Annotated in this window: 1 protein-coding gene; it reads left to right on the top strand. The window is 76.4% G+C overall.

Features of this window, described 5'->3' with window-relative positions; translation table 11 throughout:
• Window positions 1–6: 6 nt before the first annotated feature.
• A complete protein-coding gene (locus ACZ60X_RS17240) occupies window positions 7–20,235 on the top strand; it encodes a non-ribosomal peptide synthase/polyketide synthase (protein ID WP_469598989.1) in 20,229 nt (6,742 codons plus the stop codon).
• Window positions 20,236–20,307: the final 72 nt, after the last annotated feature.

Below are 20,307 nucleotides of genomic sequence, written 5' to 3'. Positions count from 1 at the left end.
ACGACCATGACGTCTTCGAACCCCGCGACCCCCGACGGCGTTCCGCAGCCCTCCCGGCGGGACCGGGCCCAGGCGCTGCCCGAGGACCTGCGCGAGGCGCTGCGCCGGCGCCTGGCCGGGCGGGCCGGTGCCGCCCCGGCCGGGGCGCGCGGCATCCCGCGCGCCGACCGCGACCGCCCGCTGCCGCTCTCCTTCGCCCAGCAGCGCCTGTGGTTCCTGGACCGGCTGCGTCCCGGCGACGCCCGCTACAACAGCGCCGTCGCCGTCCGGCTCACCGGCCCCCTGGACCAGGACGCGCTGCGAGCCGCCCTCGCCGCCGTCGTGGCCCGCCACGAGGCGCTGCGCACCACCTTCGACGAGACCGACGGGCGCCCGGTGCAGACCGTGCACCCCGCCGGCTCCGTGCCGCTGGCCGTCCTGGCGCCGGACGACCTCGACGCCGCCCTGCTCACGGAGTACTCCCGCCCCTTCGACCTGCGGCGGGGCCCACTGCTGCGCGCCGTCCTGCTGTGCGAGTCGGCGACCTCGCACGTCCTGCTGCTGACGGCCCACCACATCGTCACCGACGGCTGGTCGATGGGCATCGTCCTGGACGAGCTGTGCACCGCCTACGACGCCCTCGCCCGGGGCGCCGCACCGGACCTGCCCGCGGTGCCCGTGCAGTACCCGGACTTCGCGGTGTGGCAGCGAGAACAGCTCTCCGGCGCCCGCCTGGAGCACCATCTGGCGTACTGGCGCGGACAGCTGGCGGACGCGACCGCACCCGCACCGCCCCTGGACCGGCCGCGGCGCGGCGCGGAGGCCGGCGCGGGCGCCGTCCACACCTTCCCGGTCCCGGCCGGTCTCACCGCCCGGCTGCGCGACCTCGCGAGAGAGCAGCACACCACCCTCTTCACCGCCCTCGTCGCGGCGACAGCGGCCCTGCTGGCCCGCTGGTCCGGGCAGGACGACATCAGCGTCGGCTCCCTGACCCCCGGCCGGTCCCGCACCGAGCTGGAACGGGCCGTCGGCTTCTTCGTGAACACGATCGTGCTGCGCACCCCGGTGGCGGCCACCGCGTCCTTCCGCGACCTGCTGGCGCGGACGGCCGACACCGTCAACGACGCCTTCGCGCACGGCGACACGCCCTTCGAGCGGATCGTGGAAGCGGTCGGCGCGCGCCGCGAGGCGGGCCGCAACCCGTTGTTCGACGTGATGGTCCTGCTCCACCCCGACCCGCCCGCCGCCGGTGCCGCGCACCGGCTCGCCCCCGCACCGGTCGCCGTGCCCCGGCAGGCGGCCACCTTCGACCTGAGCGTGGAGTTCGTCCCCGCAGCCGGCGGCCTGACCGGCCTGCTGGAGTACCGCACCGACCTGTTCGATGCGGCGACCGCCGCGCGCATGGCCGGGCAGCTGCTGCGCCTGCTGGAGAGCGCCGCCGCCGAACCCGACCGGCCGCTGCGCACCCTGCCCCTGCTCTCGGAGCGGGAGGCGCGGCAGGTCACACACGGCTGGAACGCCACCGCTCGCCCGGTCGAGGACACCACCTACCCCGAGATCTTCCAGCGCCGGGCCGCCCGCACCCCCGACGCGCCCGCCCTGGTCGCCGGCGGCGAACGCCTCGACTACGCCACGCTCAACACGCGCGCCAACCGGCTCGCCCACCACCTCATCGCCCGCGGCGCCGGACCCGAGCGGCTGGTCGGACTGCGGCTGCCGCGCACCGCCGACATGATCGTCGCGATGCTCGCCGTGTGGAAGTCCGGCGCCGGCTGCCTGCCCCTGGACCCGGCGCTGCCCGAGGAACGCGTCCGCCACCTGGTGGCCGACGCCCGGCCCGTGCTGGTCCTCGACGAGCCCGCCCTGCGGGAGGCACCCGGCGACGGCCCGGACACCGACCCCACCGACGCCGACCGCCGCGCGCCGCTGCACCCCCGGCACACCGCCTACGTCGTCTTCACCTCCGGCTCCACCGGCCGCCCCAAGGGCGTCGCAGTGGAACACCGCTCGGCGGTCAACCTGCTGGCCGCCCACCGCGACGGGTTCGTCGCCGACGCCGGCGGCGGCCCGCTGCGCGTCGCCCTGACCGCTTCCTTCTCCTTCGACACCTCCCTCGAAGGCGTGCTGCTGATGGCCGACGGCCACCCGCTGCACCTGGTGGACGAGACGACCCGGATGGATCCGGCCGCCCTCGTCGAGTACGTCGTGGCGCACCGCGTCGACTTCCTCGACGTCACCCCCTCCTACCTGCGGCAGCTGCTGCCCGCCGGGCTGCTCACCGACCCCCGCCACCGCCCGCGGGTGCTGATGCTCGGCGGTGAGGCGGTCGGCCCCGCCCTGTGGCGCGAGCTGGCCGCCCACCCGGACGTCGCCGCCTACAACTTCTACGGCCCCACCGAGTGCACGGTCGACGCGCTCGCCTGCCGCGTCGACGCCGGGAGCCGCCCGCTGGTGGGCCGCCCCCTGCCGAACGTACGGGCCTACGTCCTCGACGACCGGCTCCGGCCGGTGCCGCCCGGCGTCGGCGGTGAGCTGTACCTGGCGGGCGAGCAGCTGGCCCGCGGCTACCTCCACCGGCCGGCCCTGACCGCCGCCCGGTTCCTGCCCGACCCCTACGGGCCGCCCGGCACCCGCATGTACCGCACCGGCGACCTGGCCCGCTGGACGGCGGACGGCCGCCTCGACTACCTCGGACGCGCCGACGACCAGGTCAAGGTGCGCGGCCACCGCATCGAACCCGGCGAGATCGAGGCGGCCCTGCTCGACCTGCCCGAGGTCGGCGCCGCCGCGGTCGCCGCGGTGACGGACGGCAACGGCCACACCCGCCTCGCCGCCTACGTCGTCCCCGCGCCCGGTGCGCCCCGGCCCGCCCCCGCCGAGCTGCGGGCAGCCCTGCGCCGCGTGCTGCCCGACCACATGGTGCCCTCCTCGTTCACCGCGCTCGACACGCTGCCGCTGACCGTCAGCGGCAAGCTGGACCGCCGCGCGCTTCCCGCCCCGGACCCCGACGCCGACGAGCGGCAGCGCGAGTTCGTCGCCCCGCGCACACCCGCCGAGGAGACCCTCGCCGGTATCTGGGCCGAGGTGCTCGGAGTGCCCCGGGTCGGCGTCACGGACAACTTCTTCGAGCTGGGCGGTGACTCGATCCTGAGCATCCAGGCCGTCTCGCGCGCCCGCGCCGCGGGACTGCACCTCGCCTCGCAGGACGTCTTCCGCCACCAGACGGTCGCCGACCTGGCCATGGCATCGGCCCGGCGCACCGCCCCCGTACCCGCGCCCCGGTGCGCACCCGACGACGGGCCCGCACCGCTCACGCCCGTCCAGGAATGGTTCCTCGCCACGCACGGCCCGCTGCGGCACTTCAGCATGTCGATGCTGCTCGACCTGCCGCACGACCTCGACGAGCGGGCGCTGGAGCGGGCACTGGAGGCCGTCGTCGCCGCGCACCCCGCACTGCGCACCCGCTTCACCCGCAGCGAGGACGGCTGGCGGCAGCACCCGGCCCCGGCCGCGCCCGCCGCAGCGCTGACCCGGGCCGCGCCGGGCACCGCGCCCGCCGAGGCCGCCGACGCCGCGCGCGCGGCCCTGGACCCGGGCACGGGGGCGCTGCTGCGTGCCGTCCTGCTGCCGGGAGGCGAGCGCCCGCAGCTCTTCCTGACGGCTCATCACCTCGCTGTGGACAGCGTCTCCTGGCGCGTCCTGCTCGCCGACCTGGAGCGCGCCTACCGGCAGGCCGCCGCCGGCTCGGACATCGAACTCGACGGCGAGCGGACCGCGTCGGCGCACTGGGCCAGCGCTCTCGCCGAGCAGGTGCGGGCCGGCGCCCTGGACGACGACCTGCCGTACTGGACGGCCGAGACCGCCCGGCCGCGCACCCCGCTGCCCGTGGACCTGCCCGGCACCCCGCTCGCCGGATCCGTGCGCACCGTGCGCAGCCGCCTCGGCCGCGCCACCACCGACGCGCTGCTGCGGCGGGTGCCCGGCGCCTACCGCACGCAGGTCAACGACGTGCTGCTGAGCGCGCTGAGCCGGGTGCTGGCCGACTGGGCGGGCGCCGAGCGGGTGACCCTCGCCCTGGAGGGCCACGGCCGCGAGGAGGACCTGGTGCCCGGCGCCGATCTCGCCCGCACGGTCGGCTGGTTCACCACCCAGTACCCGGTCACCCTCACCCCCGCCGAGCCGGACGACTGGGGCGCCACGCTCAAGTCCGTCAAGGAACAGCTGCGGGCCGTGCCCCGCCGCGGCCTGAGCTACCAGGCACTCGCCCACCTGGGCACGCCCCGGCCGCAGACCCGCGCCCTGCGGGACCTGCCGCTGCCCCAGGTCTGCTTCACCTATCACGGGCAGTGGGAGACACCCGCCGGCCGGGACTTCGCGCCCGCCGCCGGCGTACCCGGCCGGGACACGGACCCGGGCGAACCGCTCGACCACCTCCTGGACGTCTCCGCCGCGGTCACCGACGGCGAACTGGAGATCACGTGGCACTACAGCGACCGGGTCCACCGCGCCGAGACCGTGCGCGCGCTGGCCGACGCCATGGAACGGGCGCTCACGGCCATCACCGAGCACTGCGCCCGTCCGGACGCCGGCGGCCGCACCCCCTCCGACTTCCCGCTCGCCCCGCTGGACCAGGCGGCGGTGGACCGGCTCGTCGGCGACGGACGGGGCGTCGAGGACCTGCTGCCGCTCACCCCGCTCCAGGAGGGCATGCTCTTCCACCGGCTGGTCGGCGGACCCGACGACGTGTACGTCGACCAGGCCGCGCTGCTGCTGGACGGCGTCGGCGATCCCGACGCCCTGGCCGCGGCCTGGCAGCACGTCACCGACCGCACCCCCGCCCTGCGCACCCGCGTGGTGTGGCAGGACGTGCCCGTGCCGCTCCAGGTCGTGCACCGCCGCGTGCGGCTGCCCGTCGAGCTGCTGGACTGGCGCGCGCTGCCCGCAGGGGAGCGGGCCGAGCGGTTCGACCGGCTGCGCGCCGACGACCTGGCGCGCGGCCTCGACCTCGACCGCGCCCCGCTGACGCGGCTCACCCTGGTGCGCCTGCCCGACGCCCGCGTCCACCTCCTGTGGACCTCCCACCACCTGATCCTGGACGGCTGGAGTCTCGCCCAGGTGCTCACCGAGGTCTTCACGGAGTACGCCGCGCTCACCGCCGGCACCGAACCGCGACCCTGCGCGCGGCGCCCGTTCGGCGACTACGTGCGCTGGCTCGCCGGCCAGGACACCGCCGCCGCCCGCGCCCACTGGCAGAAGGTCCTCGGCGGCTTCGGCACGCCGACCCCGCTGCCCGCCGACCGGGTCCGGCGGCCCGGACACGAGAGCCGCTCGGCCGGCGTGCACACCGCCGCCCTGTCCGAGGAGGTCTCCGCGCGACTGGCCCGCACCGCCCGGACCGCCGGAGTGACCCTGGGCACCGTGGTGCAGGGCGCCTGGGCGCTGCTGCTGTCCCGGTACGGCGCCGAGCCGGACGTGCTCTTCGGGACCACGGTCTCCGGCCGCCCCGACGACCTGCCCGGCGTGGAGTCGATGGTCGGCATGTTCATCAACACCCTGCCCACGCGCGTCCGCGTGGACGGCACCCGCGGCGCCGTCGCCTGGCTCCGGGAACTCCAGCAGGCCCAGGCCGAGGCCCGGCGGTTCGCCGCCGTGTCCCTCGCCGAGCTGACCGCGATGAGCGACGTACCCGCCGGCGAGGCGCTGTTCGACAGCATCGTGGCCTTCGAGAACTACCCCTTCGACGAGGCCGCCGCCGCCGGCTCGGGCATCCGCCTGGCCGAGGTCTCCTCGCGCGACGCCACCAACTACCCGCTCGTGCTGCGGGCCCACCACGGCGAGCGACTCGGCTTCGACCTGGCCTACGACCCCGAGCTGTTCGACGCGGCCACCGTACGGGCCCTGGCCCACCGGCTGTGCCTGCTGCTGACCGGCCTGGCCGACGACCCCGACCGCCCGCTCGCCCGCCTGCCCTGGACCACCGCCGAGGAGGAGCGGCACATCCTGGAGGACTGGAACGGCACCGCGCAGGGCCGCCCGGCGGACACCCTCGTGGACCTCTTCGAGGCGCAGGCCGCCCGCACCCCGCACGCCGAAGCCGTCACCTGCGGCGACGACCGCCTCGACTACGCCGCGCTGGACGCCCGGGCGAACCGCCTGGCCCACCGGCTCACCGAACTGGGCGCCGCGCCCGAGCGGTTCGTCGCCCTCGCGCTGCCCCGCTGCACCGACCTGGTCGTGGCCGTACTCGCCGTCCTGAAGACCGGCGCCGCCTACCTGCCCATCGACCCGCACCTGCCCGCCGAACGCGTCACCGAACTGCTCGCCGACGCCGCTCCCGTCGCACTGGTGACCCTCTCCGGCGCGGTGACCGCCACGACCGTACCGCTGCTGCGCCTGGACGACCTCGACGTGCGCGCCGACCTGGCCCGCCGCCCGGGCACCGGCCCGGCGGCCCCGGCCCGCCGGCCGCTGCCCGAGAACCCCGCCTACGCCATCTACACCTCCGGCTCCACCGGCCGCCCCAAGGGCGTCGTCGTCCCGCACGCCAACGTGGTCCGGCTGTTCACCCGCACCGCGCACTGGTTCGGCTTCGGCGCCGACGACGTGTGGACGCTGTTCCACTCCTACGCCTTCGACTTCTCGGTGTGGGAGCTGTGGGGGCCGCTGCTGCACGGCGGGCGGCTCGTCGTCGTCCCCGACGACACCGCCCGCTCGCCGGAGGACTTCCTGCGCCTGCTCGCCGACGAGCGGGTCACCGTGCTCAACCAGACCCCGTCCGCCTTCTACCCGCTCATGCGTGCCGACGCCGAACTCCCCGACGTCTCGGCCCGGTTGGCCCTGCGCACGGTGATCTTCGGCGGTGAGGCGCTGGACGTCCCCCGGCTCGCCGACTGGTACGCCCGCCACCCGGACACCGCCCCCCGCCTGGTGAACATGTACGGCATCACCGAGACCACCGTGCACGTCACCCACGCCCCGCTGGACCGGGCCACGGCCGGCGCCGGCACCGCGAGCCCCATCGGCACCGGCATACCCGACCTGCGCGTCCACGTCCTCGACGACGCGCTCAGGCCCGTACCCCCCGGTGCCGTCGGCGAGCTGTACGTGGCGGGCGAGGGCCTGGCGCGCGGCTACCTCCACCGCCCCGGCCTGACCGCCACCCGCTTCCTCGCCGACCCGTTCGGCCGGCCCGGCACCCGCATGTACCGCACCGGGGACCGGGCGCGCCGGCGGGCCGACGGAGCCCTGGAGTACCTCGGCCGCGCCGACCACCAGGTGAAGATCCGCGGCTACCGCATCGAACCCGGCGAGATCGAGGCGGCCCTGCACACCCACCCGGGCGTCGGCGCCGCTGCCGTGGGCGTGTACGAGGACGCCTCCGGCACCCGGCGGCTGGTGGCCCACGTCGTCGGCACCGGCACCGGGGAGCGCGCCGCACCGCCGGCCGCCGCCGAACTCCGCGCCCACCTCCAGCGGTCGCTGCCCGCCCACATGGTGCCCGCCGCCTACGTGCCGATGGCGGCGCTGCCGCTCACCGCCAACGGCAAGCTCGACCGCAGTGCCCTGCCGGCCCCGGGCCCCGACGGCTTCGCCACCGCGCGCGAGCGCACCGCGCCGCGCACGCCCGCCGAACGCCGGGTCGCCGCCGCCTGGGCGGACGTCCTGGACACCCGGGAGATCTGCGCCGAGGACAACTTCTTCGCCCTCGGCGGAGACTCCCTCCTCGCCGTACGCGTGACCGCCCGGCTGCGCGCCGCCTTCGGCCGCGACATCTCGCCCCGGCTGCTGTTCACCCACGCCACGCCGGCCGCCCTCGCGGCCGTCCTGGACGACGCGCCCGCCGGGCCCGGCGACGGCGACCACGATGACCCCATCCCGGCCACCGCCCCCGACACCCCGGCCCCGCTGTCGTACGCCCAGCAACGCCTGTGGTTCCTCGACCGGTTCGAGCCGGGCAGCACCGAGTACACCACCCTGTCGGCGCTGCGGCTGCGCGGCCCGCTGGACGTGGCCGCCCTGCGCACGGCGCTGGACGGCCTGGTCGCCCGGCACGAGTCCCTGCGCACCACGTTCGCCGAACACGACGGCACCGCACGCCAGATCGTCCACCCCGCGCACCCTGTCGAGCTGGCCGTGACGCCGACACCCGACCGCGCCGCCCTGGACGCCCTCCTGGACCGCGCCGCCGCCACCCCCTTCGACCTGGCCACCGGCCCGCTGCTGCGCGCCCGGCTGGCCCGGTGCGCCCCCGACGAGCACGTCCTCGTCCTCGCCCTGCACCACATCGTCACCGACGGCTGGTCCCTCGGAGTGCTCGGCCGCGACCTCGGCGAGCTGTACACCGCCGCCCGCGAGCACCGCGCCCCGGACCTGCCCGCCCTGCCCGTCCGCTACGCCGACCACGCCGCCTGGCAGCGCGCCCGCACCGAACACGTCGAGGCCGGCCTCGCCCACTGGCGCCGGGTACTCGACGGAGTCACCCCGCTGGAACTGCCCACCGACCGGCCCCGCCCGGCCGTCCGCACCCGCGAGGGCGCCCAGGTGACCTTCACCCTGCCGGCCGCGCTGACCGAGCGGCTGACCGAGCGGGGCCGGGAGGCCGACGCCACGCTCTACATGACCCTGGTGGCCGCCTGCCAGCTGCTGCTGGCGCGCTGGGCAGGCCAGGAGGACCTCACCGTCGGCACCGTCACCGCGGGCCGGGACCGGCCCGAACTGCACGACGTGGTCGGCATGTTCGTCAACACGCTGGTGCTGCGCGCCCGGGTGCGCCCCGAGCTGACCTTCCACGAGCTGCTGACCGAGGTGCGGGCCACCGTCCTGGACGCCTTCGCTCACCAGGAGGTCCCCTTCGAACGGCTGGTGGACGCCCTCCAGCCGGAGCGCGACACCAGCCGCACACCGCTGTTCCAGGTGATGGTGGCCCTGCACAACCTCGGCGCCGAGCCGCCCCGGCTGCCGGGCCTGGAGGTGGAGCCGGTGACCCCGCCGGTCCGCACCGCCACCTTCGACCTCGCCTTCGACTTCGTCCAGCGCGACGGCGGCCTCACCGGCCACCTGGAGTACAACACCGGCCTGTTCGACGCGGACACCGCCGAACACCTGGCGGCCCGGATGCGGCTCCTGCTGGAGGCGGCGGCCGAGGACCCGGGGCGCCCCGTCGCCGCCCTGCCCCTGATGACCGACGACGAACGCCGGCAGGTGCTCCGGCACGGCCGGGGCACACCACTGCCCCGGCCGGACACCACCTTCCCCGCCCTGTTCGAGGCCCGGGCCGCGCGCACACCGCACGACACCGCGCTCGTCGCCCACGACGCCACCCTCGAATTCGCCGCGCTGAACGAGCGGGCCAACCGGCTCGCCCACCACCTCATCGCGCTCGGCGCCGGACCCGAGGACGTCGTCGCCGTCCGGCTGCCGCGCACCGGCGACCTGGTCGTGGCGGTGCTCGCGGTGCTCAAGGCGGGCGCCGCCCTGCTCTGCCTCGACCCCGAACTGCCGCAGGGCAGAAGCGACTTCCTGACGGCGGACGCCCGGCCGCACACCCTGCTGGACGACCTCGGCGACGTGCCGTGGGACCGGCTGCCCGCCCACGACCCCACCGACACCGACCGCGTCCGTCCGCTGCTGCCGGGCCACGCCGCCTACCTCGTCTACACCTCCGGCTCCACCGGCCGCCCCAAGGGCGTCGCCGTCGAACACCGCCAGCTGGTCAACCTGTGCCACGACCACCGCGCCCGCCTGCTCGCCCCGCACACCGCCGGCGGCCGTCGGCTGAAGGCCGCGCTCAGCGCCTCCTTCTCCTTCGACACGTCCTGGGAGGGACCGCTGCTCCTCGCCCTCGGCCACGAGGTGCACCTCGTGGCCGAGGACGTACGCCTCGACCCGCAGGCGTTCTGCGCCCAGATCGCCGAGCACCGGCTGGACCTGGTCAACGTCACCCCCTCCTTCCTGCGCGAACTCACCTCCGCCGGCCTGCTCGCACCCGGCCGGCACCACCCGCGCCTGCTGCTCGTCGGCGGCGAGGCCGTCCCCGCCGCCACCTGGCGCGAACTGGCCGCCGCGGGACGCGCGTGCGGGATCACCGCCTACAACATGTACGGGCCGACCGAGTGCACCGTCGACGCCGTCTACGGCCGCCTCGCCGACAGCCCCGACCGCCCGGTCATCGGCCGCCCCGGCGGCAACCTGCGCGCCTACGTCCTCGACGGCGCCCTGCGCCCGGTTCCGCCCGGCGTGCCCGGCGAGCTGTACCTGGCCGGCGAGCAGGTGGCCCGCGGCTACGTGAACCGGCCCGGCCTTACCGCCGCCCGCTTCCTCGCCGACCCGTTCGGCGCGCCGGGGGAGCGGATGTACCGCACCGGCGACCGGGCCCGCTGGGTCCCGGACGGCCTGCTGGAGTTCCTGGGCCGCGTCGACGAACAGGTCAAGATCCGCGGGTTCCGCATCGAGCCGGGCGAGGTGGAGGCCGCGCTGCGCGCGCACCCGGATGTGGCGGACGCGGCGGTGACCGCGCGCGAGCACGCGGGCCGCCTCATGCTCGTCGGCTACGTGGTGCCCGCCGGCGAGCGCGCCCCCTCGGGGGACGAACTGCGCGTGGCACTGCGCCGCACCCTGCCGGACCACATGGTGCCCGCCGCCTTCGTCCCGCTGGCCCGGATCCCGCGCACCACCAGCGGCAAGACCGACCGGCGTGCGCTGCCCGCCCCGCCCGACCGGCCCGACAGCGCCACCCCGTACACCGCCCCCCGGCCCGGCGCCGAGGAACACCTCGCCGCGATCTGGGCCGAGGTGCTCGGCGTCGAACGGGTCGGCGCGCGGGACAACTTCTTCGCGCTGGGCGGCGACTCCATCCTCAGCATCCAGATCATCTCGCGCGCCCGCCAGGCGGGCTACGCCCTCACCGCCAAGGACGTGTTCCGGCACCAGAGCGTGGCCGAACTCGCCCTCGCCGCCGGCTCCGCCGAGCCCGGCCGGACGGCCGCCGACGACCCGCCGCCCGCCCAGGCCCCGCTCACCCCCATCCAGCACTGGTACCTGGACGGCCGCGACCCTGCCGAAACGCTCCGCTTCAGCATGACCCAGCGGCTCGAACTGGCCCCGGGCACCGACGCGGCCGCCCTGCGCCGGGCCGTGGAAGCCGTCGTGGGCCGGCACGCGGCGCTGCGCACACGGTTCAGCCGCACGGCCGCCGGCTGGCTCCAGGAGGCCCTGGACCGGGCGCCGGGCCCCCTCTTCACCCGGCACGACGCGACCGGGCTCGACGGACCGGCACTGGAGGCGCGGGCGCAACGACTCACCGAGGAGGCACAGTCCGCGCTCGACCCCACCGCCGGCCGGGTGGTCCGCGCCCTCCTCCTGGACCGCGGCCCCGACCGCCCCGGCCAACTCGTCCTGACCGCACACCACCTCGTGATCGACGGCGTCTCCTGGCGCATCCTGCTGGCGGACCTGGAGGCCGGTTACCGCGCGGCGGCCGCCGGACGGCCGGTCGAGCTGCCCGGCGCCGGCACCTCCTACGGCCGCTGGGCCGAGCGGCTCACCGCGCACACGCGGGGCGGCGCCCTGCACGGCGACCTGCCGTACTGGACGCGGACCGGCGCGGCCGAGGCCGCCGCGCTGCCCGCCGGACGGCCCGGCCGCAACACCCACGGCACCGCCGCCACCGTCACCGTCGCGCTGGACGCGGAGACGACCGACGCCCTGCTGCGGCGGGTCCCCGACGCCTACCGCACCCAGGTCAACGACGTCCTCCTCAGCGCCCTCGGCCGCACCCTGGCCCGCTGGTGCGGCCGGGACACCGTGCTGCTCGGCGTGGAGGGCCACGGCCGCGAGGACCTCTTCGCGGACCTGGACCTGTCGCGGACGGTGGGCTGGTTCACCGCCGAGTTCCCCCTGGCCCTGCGGGTGGACCCCGGGGCCGGCTGGCACGACACGCTGCGCTCGGTCAAGGAGCAACTGCGCGCGGTCCCGCTGCACGGCCTGAGCCACGGCGCCCTGCGCCACCTCCTGCCCGACAGCCCACTGGCCGCCGCCCCCGCCCCGCAGATCGGCTTCAACTACCACGGACAGTGGGACGCCGCCGGCGGCGACGGCCTCTACCGCGCGGCCCTGCCCCCGGCCGGCCGCGACACCGACCCCGCCGAACCCCGCCCCTACCTGCTGGACATCACCGGCGTGGTCCAGCAGGGGCGCCTCGAACTGGGCTGGACCTACCCGCCCGAGATCTACGACGAGGACACCGTCCACGACCTGGCCGAGGAGACCCTCGCGGCCCTGCGGGACATCGCCGCGCACTGCGCCCGCCCCGGAGCCGGCGGCCGTACCCCCTCCGACTTCCCCCTGACCGCCCTCACCCAGGACCAACTGGACGCGCTCGTCGGCGACGGACGGCACGTCGAGGACGTCCTGCCGCTGACGCCGTTGCAGTCCGGCATGCTCTTCCACGGACTCGTCGACACCGCGGGCGCCTACTTCGACCGCACCGCCGTACGGCTGTCCGGAGTGGCCGACCCGCACGCCTTCGCCCGAGCCTGGCAGCAGGTCGCCGACCGCACCCCCGCCCTGCGCACCAGCGTGCACTGGGCGGGCCTGCCGCACCCGGTCCAGGTGGTCCACCGCCGGGCCGAACTGCCCGTCACCCACCTCGACTGGCGCTCGCTGGACGCCGCCCGGCGCGAGCACGAGACCGAGCGGCTGCTCGCCGCCGACCGCGCCACCGGACTCGACCTCACCACCGCACCGCTCACCCGCCTCACCCTGGCCGCCCTGCCCGGCGACGAGGTGCTGCTGCTGTGGTCCACCCACCACATCGCCCTCGACGGCTGGAGCACGGGGCAACTGCTCACCGAGGTCTGCGAGCGCTACGCGGCGCTCATCGGCGGCCCGGACACCGCACCCCCGGCGCGGCGCCCGTTCGCCGACTTCCTGCGCTGGCTCCACGACCAGGACGCCACGGCCGCCCAGCGGCACTGGGCCGACGCCCTCGCCGGCTTCACCGCCCGCACCCCGCTGCCGTACGACCGCACGCCCACCGGGGCGCACCGCGCCCGGACGGCCGCCGCCGTCCACCACGAGCTGGACGAGCGGGCCTCCCGGCGACTCCGGGAGGCCGCCGCCCGTGCCGGGCTCACCGTCAACACCGTCGTGGAAGGCGCCTGGGCACTGCTGCTGGCGCGCGGCGCGGGCCGCGACGACGTGGTCTTCGGCACCACCGTCTCCGGCCGGCCGGCCGAACTGCCCGGCGTCGAGGGCATGATCGGCATGTTCATCAACACCGTGCCGACCCGCGTCCGCGTCACCGAGGGCGCGGTCCTGCCCTGGCTGCGCGACCTCCAGGAGCGGCAGACCGAGGCACGGCGCTTCGACTTCCTCGCCCTGCCCCGCATCCAGGCCGCCACCCAAGTGCCGTCCACGGAGCCCCTGTTCGACAGCATGGTGGTGTTCGAGAACTACCCCGTCGACGAGGCCGCCACGGCGCGCACCGGCGTGCGGGTGGCGCAGGTGCGCGCCGACGACGCCACCACCTTCCCGTGGTGCCTGCGCGCCCACCTCACCGAACGGCTCGGCTTCGACCTGGCCTACGACCCCGCGCTGTTCGACCGGGACACCGTCGAGCGCGCCGCCGGGCGCCTGGCGGCCCTGCTCACCGCCCTCGCCGACGGCCTGGACGGCACCCTCGGCGAACTCGACGCCCTCACCGAGGCCGACCGGGAACTGCTGGCGGCCTGGAACACCACCGGCCGTCCGGCCCGCCCGCGCAGCCCCGTCGACCTGTTCGCCGAGGTGGCCCGCCGGAGCCCCGGCGCGCTCGCGATACGGGACGGCGAACGCCAGGTCACCTACCGGGAACTCGCCGACTGGTCCGGGCGGCTCGCCGCCCGTCTGCGGGCCGCGGGCCTGGCCGCGGAGGGCCGGGTGGCACTGCTGATGGACCGCTCGGCCGAACTCGTCGTCGCCCAACTGGCCGTCCTCACCGCGGGCGGCGCCTACGTGCCGGTCGACACCCGCGCCCCCGAAGAACGCCTGACGGCACTGTTCGACCAGGCGGGCGTGACCCTGCGGCTGACCACCGCGGAGGTCGCCGCCGCGCGCCCCGGCGCCGCGGCCGCCCGTCCCGCGGATGTCGGCACACCACCGGCCGACCCGGCCACCAGCACCGAGACCGCACCGCACCCACCGGCCGCCGGCTCCCACCCCTCGGACGCCTCGGGCGCCTCGGCAGCCGAGGGGTTCGGCGTGGGCACGTCGGACGCGTCACGCCCGCCGGCCGTGTCCGAGGCCGGCGTTACCCGCTGCGACGCCCCGGGCCGCCCGGCGGCCGGCGGCTTCGACGCGGCCGCGCCGGGCGAGGCACGCTCCTGCGCCCCCGCCGGCCCGCCGGCCCAGGACCCCGGCGCCGCGGGTGGTCCCGACCGGCTGGCGTACGTGATGTTCACCTCCGGCTCCACCGGCCGGCCCAAGGCGGTGGCCGTGCGGCACCGCGACGTGGCGGCGCTGGCCACCGACAGCCGGTTCGCCGACGGGGTGTGCGCACGGGTGCTGCTGCACTCCCCGGTGGCCTTCGACGCCGCCACCTTCGAGGTGTGGGCACCGCTCCTCACCGGCGGCTGCGTGGTGGTGGCGCCCGACGGCAGCGTGGACGCGGCCCTGCTGCGGCGGCTGGCCGGCGACGGCGGACTGACGGCGCTGTGGCTGACCGCCGGACTCTTCCGGCTGCTCGCGCAGGACGCCCCGGACTGCTTCCGGGGCCTGCGGCAGGTGTGGACCGGAGGCGACGTCGTCCCCGCGCCGGCCGTGCGCCGGGTGCTGGCCGCCTGCCCGGGGCTGACCGTCGTGGACGGCTACGGACCGACGGAGACCACCACCTTCGCCACCACCTTCCCGCTCGCGGACGCGGCGGCGGTCCCGGACACCGTGCCCATCGGCCACCCGCTGGACGACATGCGGGCCCACGTCCTCGACGCCCGGCTGCGGCCCGTCCCGCCGAGCTGCCCGGGCGAGCTGTACCTCGCCGGCGAGGGCGTGGCCCGCGGCTACCTGGGCCGTCCCGGCGACACCGCCGCCCGCTTCGTGGCCGACCCCCTCGGCCCGCCCGGCACCCGCATGTACCGCACCGGGGACCTGGTGCGGCGGCGCACCGACGGCACCGTCGAGTTCCTCGGCCGCGCCGACGACCAGGTCAAGATCCGCGGCTTCCGGGTGGAGCCCGGCGAGGTCGAGGCGGTGCTCGCGGCCCACCCGGGCGTCCAGGACGTCGCCGTACTCGCCCGCGAGGACCGCCCGGGCGCCCGGCGGCTGGTCGCCTACGTCGTCGGCCCGGCCGGCCACGACCCCGAGGACCTGCGCGCCTACGCCGGCCGCGCCCTGCCCGACTACCTCGTCCCCTCCGCGTTCGTCCCGCTCGACGCCCTTCCGCTGAGCGGCAACGGCAAGGTCGACCGGGCCGCCCTGCCGATACCGCGGGCCCTCCAGGTGCGCGAGTGCGTCGCACCCCGCACCGAGGCCGAGCGGCGGGCGGCGGAGTGCTTCGCGGAGGTCCTTAGCATCCAACCGCCCGGCGTGGAGGACGACTTCTTCCAGCTCGGCGGCGACTCGATCCTCAGCATCCGGCTCGCCTCCCGGCTGACCGAGGTCTTCGCCGCCGACGTCACCCCGCGAGAGGTGTTCACCCACCCCACGCCGGCCGCCCTGGCGCGGCTGCTCACCGAGCAGCAGGGCACCGGCCGGCCCATCGTCCCGGTCGCCCGCGACGCCGCCGCCCCCATGTCGTACGCGCAGCAACGCCTTTGGTTCCTGGAGGAGTTCGCGCCCGGCGGCGCCGAGTACGTCACCTTCCTCGCGCTGCGCCTGCGCGGCGCACTGGACGCCGGTGCCCTCGGCGCGGCGTTCACCGCCGTCGTGGCCCGGCACGAGTCGCTGCGCACCACCTTCGACAGCGCCGACGGCCACGGCGTCCAGATCGTCCACCCGCCGCACGACGTACGGCTGCCGTCGCGCGACCTGTCCCGACTGCCCGGCACCGCACGAGAGTCGGCCCTGCGTCGGCTGCTCGCCGACGAGCGCAACCGCCCCTTCGACCTGCGCGAGGGCCCGCTGCTGCGGACCGGGCTGATCCGGCTCGCCGACGACGAGCACGTCCTCACCCTCGCCCTGCACCACATCGTCACCGACGGCTGGTCGACCTCGGTGTTGCTGGGCGACCTGGCCCACCTCTACCGCCGTGAACTGGGCGCGGAGCCAGCAGACCTGGCGCCGCTGCCGGTGCAGTACGCCGACTACGCGCACTGGCAGCGCACGGTCGGCGCCGCCGACGCGGACGGCCAACTCGCCTACTGGAAGAGCCAACTGGCCGGCACGGACGTCCTGGAGCTGCCCACCGACCGGCCCCGGCCGCCGGTGCGCACCAGCAACGGCGCCACCACCGGCCTGGTGCTGCCCGCCCGGACCGTACGGCGCCTCACCCGGCTCGCCCGGGACCGGGGCACCACGCTGTTCACCGCGCTCGTCGCCGCCGCCCAGACCTATCTGGCCCGGCTGTGCGGCGGGCAGGACATCGCCGTGGGCACCGTCACCTCCGGCCGCGACCGGGCCGAGACCCGGGCCCTCGTCGGGTTCTTCGTGAACACCCTCGTGCTGCGCTCGCGCGTCGACGCCGGGCGGCCGTTCACCGAGTTCCTCACCGAGGTACGGCAGACGGTGCTGGACGCCTTCGCCCACCAGGACGTGCCGTTCGAGCGGGTGGTGGACGAGGTCCAGCCGGTCCGCGACACCAGCCGCAGCCCGCTCTTCCAGGTCATGGTCGTCCTCCAGAACACCCCCGGCGCCGACCTCGACCTGCCCGGCCTGGAGGTCACCGACGTCGACCCCGACGCGCGGCAGGCGGCGTTCGACCTCACCCTGGAGTTCGCCGAGACCGGCGCCGGGACGCTGCACGGTCTGCTCACCTACAACACCGACCTGTTCGACCCGGCCACCGCCGAACGGATGGCGCGTCAGCTCGGCACACTGCTGACCGCCGTCGCCGAGGAACCCGAGCGTCCCCTCGGCGCCCTGCCGCTGACCGCCGACGACGAACTGAAGACCCTCCTCCACCAGGGCCGCGCCACCTTCCGCCCGGTGCTCGCGGCCACCCTGCCGGCCCTGTTCGAACGGCAGGCGGCCCGCACTCCGGACGCGGTCGCGCTGAGCGACGGCGACCTGGAGCTGACCTACGCGCAGGTCGAGCGGGCCGCCAACCGGCTGGCCCACCGGCTGATCCGGGACGGCGTCGGCCCGGAGCGGGTGGTCGCCCTCGCCCTGCCCCGCTGCGCGGAGACGGTACTGGCCCAGCTCGCCGTCACCAAGGCCGGCGGCGCCTTCCTGCCGGTGGACCCGGACTACCCGGCCGACCGAAGGCAGTTCATGATCCGTGACGCGGGCGCCCACCTGGTGCTCGACGACCCGGCCGCCGTCCGCACCGCCGACGGCCCCGACACCGCGCCCACGGACGCCGACCGCACGGCCGCGCTCCGCCCGGACCACCCCGCCTACGTCATCTACACCTCGGGCTCCACCGGCACCCCCAAGGGAGTGGTGGTGACCCACCACGGCCTCGCCTCCTTCGCCGAGGCCGCGGCCGAGCAGTACGCCGCGGGCCCCGGCGACCGGGTGCTCCAGTTCGCCTCGCCCAGCTTCGACGCCTCCGTGCTGGAGCTGTGCGTCTCCCTGCTCAGCGGGGCCGCTCTGGTCACCGGGGAGGAGGGGCCGCTGGTCGGGGAGCGGCTGGCCGAGGCGCTCGCCGGGCGGAGGGTCAGCCACACGCTGATCCCGCCCGCCGCCCTCGCCACCGTCCCGCCCGAGGCCGCCGCCGCCCTGCCCGCGCTGCGCACCCTCATCGTCGGCGCCGAGGCCTGCCCGGCCGACCTCGTCGACACCTGGGCCGCCGGCCGCCGGATGGTCAACTCCTACGGGCCCACCGAGGCCACCGTGGTCGCCACCTGGACCGGTCCGCTGGCCCCCGGCACGGGTGCCCCGCCCATCGGCCGCCCCGCTGCCGCCACCCGCGTCTACGTCCTCGACGCCGCCCTGCGTCCCGTCCCGGCCGGCGTGACGGGGGAGCTGTACCTCGCCGGTCCCGGCCTGGCCCGCGGCTATCTGGGCCGGCCGGGGCTGACCGCCCAGCGGTTCGTCGCCGACCCTTTCGGCGCACCCGGTGAGCGCATGTACCGCACCGGCGACCTGGCACGCTGGAGCGCGTCCGGTGATCTCCGCTTCGCCGGACGCGCCGACGACCAGGTCAAACTGCGCGGCTTTCGCATCGAGCCGGCGGAGATCGAGAGCGCGCTGCGCCGCAGCCCCCTGGTGCGGGACGCGGCCGTCGTCGTACGCGCCGACGCGCCGCGGGACGGGGCGGTCGCCGGACCCGCCCGGCTCGTCGCCTACGTCGTACCGGCCGGACCCGGTGCCGAGGCGCCCGTCGGCGAGCTGCGCGAGCACCTGGCCGGGCTGCTGCCGCCGCACATGGTGCCGTCGGTCTTCGTGCCGCTCGCGCGGCTTCCGCTCACCCACAACGGCAAGACCGACCGGCGCGCGCTGCCGGCACCGGCACCGGGCCGGGCGGCCGACGGACCGCGGGTCGCCCCGCGCGACGACACCGAGCGGCGCGTCGCCCGGATCTGGTCCGACGTGCTCGGCATCGAGGAGGTCGGCGCCCACGACAACTTCTTCGCGCTCGGCGGCGACTCCATCCTGACCATGCAGGTCGTCTCACGGCTGCGCCGGGACGGCCTCCACGTGGCCACCCGGGACCTGTTCCGGCACCAGACGGTCGCCGAACTCGCCCGCGTCGTACGCCGCGCGCCCCGGCCGGCCGAGGACGCCCCGGTGACCGGCGACGTGCCGCTCACCCCGATCCAGCAGTGGTTCCTGACCACGCCGCGCGCCTGCCACCACCACTTCAACCAGTCCGCCCTGCTCGAGCTCGACGGCGCCCCCGACCGGCGGGCGCTGCGCGCGGCCCTCGACGCCCTGCTGGAGCACCACGACGCCCTGCGCATGCGGTTCACCCGGGCCGACACCGCGGACGGCTGGCACCAGTTCAACCCGCCGCCCGCCGGGCAATACGACGTCCTTGTCCACCACGACCTGTCGGGCCTGCCCACCGAGGAGGCCGACGCGGCCATGGAGAAGGCTGCCGACGACCTGCACACCGGGTTCGACCTGGCCGAGGGTCCGCACCTGCGCGCGGCCCTGTTCACCGGCGAGGCGGACCGGCCGGTGTTCCTCCTGCTCGTCGCCCACCACCTGGTCGTCGACGCCGTCTCCTGGCGCATCCTGCGCGACGATCTGGAGACCGCCTACCGGCAGGCGCTGCACGGCGAGCCCGTCCACCTGGGGGAGCGCAGTACCAGCTTCCGCGACTGGGCGCGCAGGTGCGCCGCGCACGTCGCCGAGGGCGGACTCGACCATGAACTGCCGTACTGGGAGGAGGCGCTGCGGGCCGCACCCGCCCCCAAGGCCGCACCCGCCCCCAAGGCCGCACCCGCCCCCACGGACGCGCCGGCCGGTTACGACAGCGACCGGACCGACGTGGTCAGTGTGGAACTCGACGAGGCGGACACCACCGCTTTGCTGCGTGCCGCGCCGAGCGCCTACCGCACCCGCGTAAACGACGTGCTGCTCACCGCCCTCGCCCTGGCCCTGGCCCGCTGGACCGGACAGGACCGGGTGCGCCTGGACCTGGAGGGTCACGGCCGGGAGGAACTGTTCGACGGAGTCGACCTGTCGCGCACCGTCGGCTGGTTCACCACCGTCCACCCGGTCGCCCTGCGCGTGCCCGGGTTCGAGCATCCGGGCCAGGACCGGGACTGGCGGTCGCTGGTGAAGTCGGTGCGCCGGCAGCTGCGGGCCGTACCCGGCAACGGCTTCGGCTTCGGCGCGCTGCGCACCTTCGGCCCGCCCGAGGTCCGCGAGCGTCTCGGCGGCACCCCGCACAGCCAGGTGGTCTTCAACTACCTCGGCCAGTGGGACGCCCGCCCCGAGACCACGGAAGGCGGCCTGGTGCGCGCCGAACACGGCTCCTTCGGGCAGGACCACGACCCTCGGGACCCCGGATCGCACCCGGTGGAGGTGGTGGGCGCGGTGCAGCACGGCCGTCTCGCCTTCAGCTGGCACCACCGCCCCGGCCTCACCGACACGGCGACGGTGCGCCAGGTGGCGGAGGAGTTCGCCGCCGCCCTGCGGCACATCGCCCGGCACGCCCGAGGAGGCCGGTGACGACCTTCCCTACGCGCGGCGCCCCACCGGGACACAGGACCCGGCGGGGCCCGCGCTCGCCCCGCGCCCCGA

The organism is Streptomyces sp. NPDC104106 (genome assembly GCF_055584345.1).
Note: the sequence above shows the minus strand (reverse complement) of the source record. Positions and strands in the feature narration are given on the sequence as shown.